Annotated in this window: 1 protein-coding gene; it reads left to right on the top strand. The window is 75.4% G+C overall.

All coding sequences use genetic code 11. The annotated features are described in order from the left end of the window. Positions 1-3,484: type I polyketide synthase (locus tag JNG39_RS21045; RefSeq protein WP_368313917.1), on the top strand; the 3,484-nt coding region annotated here is incomplete at both ends.

A 3,484-nucleotide genomic window follows, 5' to 3' on the forward strand; every position in this document is an offset into this window, starting at 1 on the left:
CATCGGCGGCGAAGGCCGAGGAGGCCGAGGCGCCGGAGGCGCTGAGCTTCCAGGAACGCTGGGAGCCGGCGGTGCTGCCGGCGGCCAGGGCGACGCCGCGACGGCTGCTGGTGATCGGCACGGACGCGGCGGTGGCGACGGCGGCGGCCACGGCGCTGGGCGCGGCACGGGCGGAGGCGGCGATCGAGGCGGTGGCCGGCGAGGCCGTGGCCGCGGCGATCGAGACCGCGGTGCCCTGGGAGGGCATCGTCTACGCCGGGGCCTGGGCCGGGCCGGCGGATGCCGCGCAGGGCACGGCCATGTACGCGGCGGTGCAGGCGCTGGCGGCCGCGGGGGTGACGACGGGCCACCTGGTGCTGTGCGCGGCCTACGCGGACGGTCCGTCGCGGGCGCATGCCGAATCGTGGATCGGGCTGGAGCGCTCGCTGGGCGTGCTCGTGCCCGACTGGACGGTGACGGTGCTGGTCGGCGAGGGCACGGCGGCGGCGACCGCCTCCGACTGGGCGGCGCGGGTATGGACCGAGTTGGCCGGTGGGGATGGCGGGGCGGTGCATCGCGCCGGCGCGGTGCGCGAGCGCTTGCGGGTGGTCGCCCAGGCGCTGGCGGACCCGCTGCCGACCCTGCGTCAGGGTGGGGTGTACTGGATCACGGGCGGTGCGGGCGGGCTGGGCCTGCACGTGGCGCGCCACCTGCGCGAGCGCTACGCGGCGAAGCTGGTGCTCAGCGGCCGACGTGCGCTGGACGAGGCGGCGCGGGCGACGCTGGCAGCGGCGCTGGGCGAGACCGCATGGCTCTACGTGGCCGCGGATGTGAGCGACGCGTCGGCGATGGGCGCCGGGGTGGCCGAGGCGGTGGCGCGGTGGGGGGCGATCGAGGGAGTGGTGCACGCGGCCGGGGTGCTGGATCCGGCGCCGCTGACGGCGAAGACGGCCTCGGCGCTGGCCGGGGTGCTGGCCGCGAAGGTGGACGGCAGCGCGGTACTGGACACGGTGATGGCCGGGCAGCCGCTGGCGTTCGTGTGCTACTTCAGTTCCAGCGCGGCGGTGTTGGGGGACTTCGGCGGTGGCGACTACGCGATGGGCAACCGCTTCCAGATGGCCTGGGCGCAGTGGGTGGCGGCGCCGGGGGCGGCGCGGCGGGTGGCGATCAACTGGCCGTTGTGGGCCGAGGGCGGGATGCGCGCGGGCGCGGCCGAGCACACGCGGCTGTACCTGCGCGGCAGCGGGCAGGTGGCGTTGCCGGTGGCGACGGGGCTGGCGTTCTTCGAGCGGGCGCTGGGCCAGCCGTCGGGGGCGTACCTGCTGATGCACGGGCGGCGGGCGCGGATCGAGTCGATCCTGCGCGGGCGCGCGGCGCCGTCAGCGACCGTGGTGCCGGTGGAGGCGGCACGGCGGCCGGAGTTGCGCGGGTTGACGGTGGAGGCGTGCCTGCACTGGGAGCTCAAGCAGCAGGTCAGCGAGTTGCTGAAGCTGCCGCGGGCGCAGATCCGCGCGCAAACGAACCTGGCCGATTTCGGCTTCGACTCGATCAGCCTGGCGCAATGGGCGCGGCAGTTGTCGGCGCACTACGGGGTGAGCCTGACCCCGGCGCTGTTCTTCAGCCACGCCACGCTGGAGCAGGTGGGCGCTTACCTGTGGCGCGAGCACCGCGCGGCGGTGGCGGCGCGCTACGCGACGGTCGAGGCCGTTGAGCCGATCGAGACGGACGCGGTGGCGACCACGCCCGTCGTCCCGGCGGCCCCGGCATCGGCGACCGCGCCGGCCGAGACGGCCGAGCTGGCCCCGGCGGCGATCGCGATCGTGGGCCTGAGCGGGCGTTTTCCGCAGGCGCGCGACGTGGCGGCGATGTGGCGGGTGCTGGCCGAGGGTCGCGAGGTGGTGGCCGAGATCGGGCTGGAGCGCTTCGACTGGCGCGAAGGCTTCGCCCGCGGCGTGCTGGCGAGCAAGTGGCTGGGGGCGATGCCGGGGGTGGAGGAGTTCGACCCGGCGTTCTTCGAGATCTCCCCGCGTGAGGCGCAGGGCATGGACCCACGCCAGCGGTTGCTGTTGCAGGAGGCATGGAACGCGCTGGAGGACGCCGGCCACGGCCCGTTGCAATTGGCCACGCGCTCGGTGGGCACGTTCGTGGGGGTGGAGCAGGGCGAGTACCAGTCGCTGGTCGGCGCGCAGGGCACGCTGACCGGCACGCACGACGCGGTCCTGGCGGCGCGGCTGGCCTACGTGCTGAACCTGCAAGGCCCGTCGATGGCGCTGAACACCTCGTGCTCGTCGGGGCTGGTGGCGTTGCACCAGGCGTGCCTGAGCCTTCGCGCGGGGGAATGCGACACCGCGATCGCGGCGGCGGCGAGCCTGTCGCTGACCGCGCAGGCCTACGCGGGGATGAGCCAGGCGGGGATGCTCTCGCCGGACGGACGCTGCTATGCGTTCGACCAGCGGGCCAACGGGATGGTGCCGGGAGAGGCGGTGGTGGCGGTGGTGCTGCGCCGGCTGGAGCGGGCCCGGGCCGAGGGCGATCCGGTGTATGCGGTGATCCGGGCCAGCGGGACCAACTACGACGGCAAGACCAACGGGATCACCGCGCCCAACGGGGCGCGGCAGGCGCAGCTGATCGAGCGGGTGTACCGGCAGGCCGGGGTGGCGCCGTCGCAGATCGACTACGTGGTCACCCACGGCACCGGCACGCGGCTGGGCGATCCGGTGGAGATCGAGGCGCTGCGCACGGTGTTCGGCGGGCGGCCGGCGGGACAGGCGCCGTGCGCGCTGACCTCGACCAAGAGCAACTTCGGGCACAGCTTCGCGGCCTCGGGGCTGGTCAGTCTGGTCGGCGCGGTGATGGCGCTGCGCCATGGGCAGATCCCGGCCAGCGTGAACGCCGAGCAGCCCAGCGACTACGTGGCCTGGCAGGACAGCGGGCTAGCGGTGAACACGGCGACGCGAGCGTGGCCGGCCGTGCCCGGCCGGCCGCGGCGGGTCGGGGTGAGCGCGTTCGGGATGAGCGGCACCAACGCGCACGTGCTGCTGGAGGAAGCCGTCCTGGCCGACCCGCCGGTGCGGGCGCGGCGCGGCGTGCCGCTGCTGCTGTCCGCGCGCAGCGCCGCGGCCCTGCGGCGACGCTGCGCGGCGCTGCGCGAGACGCTGGCGGCGGGTGCCTGGGACGCGGCGGCGCTGACCGCGATGAGCCACACGCTGGCCTGCGGCCGGCATCACTTCGAACACCGCTGCGCGGTGGTGGTGGACGACCGCGAACACGCCCTGGACCGGCTGGACCGCCTCGCCGACGGCGAGCGGCTGGCCGACGTCTTCCGCGGCGAGGCGCCGCGCGAGTTCGTCGGCCAGCCGGCCCAGCAACGTCACGCGCAGGCGCTGTTCGAGCGCCTGGAGAGCGCCCTGCCAGCCGCCGACGAGCGCGAGATCCTGCACGCCCTGGCCGACCTGCACTGCCAGGGCTACACGCTGCCCTGGGCGCGCCTGTTCGGCACGCCGCC

The organism is Luteibacter sp. CQ10, from assembly GCF_040900725.1.
Taxonomy (GTDB): domain Bacteria; phylum Pseudomonadota; class Gammaproteobacteria; order Xanthomonadales; family Rhodanobacteraceae; genus Luteibacter.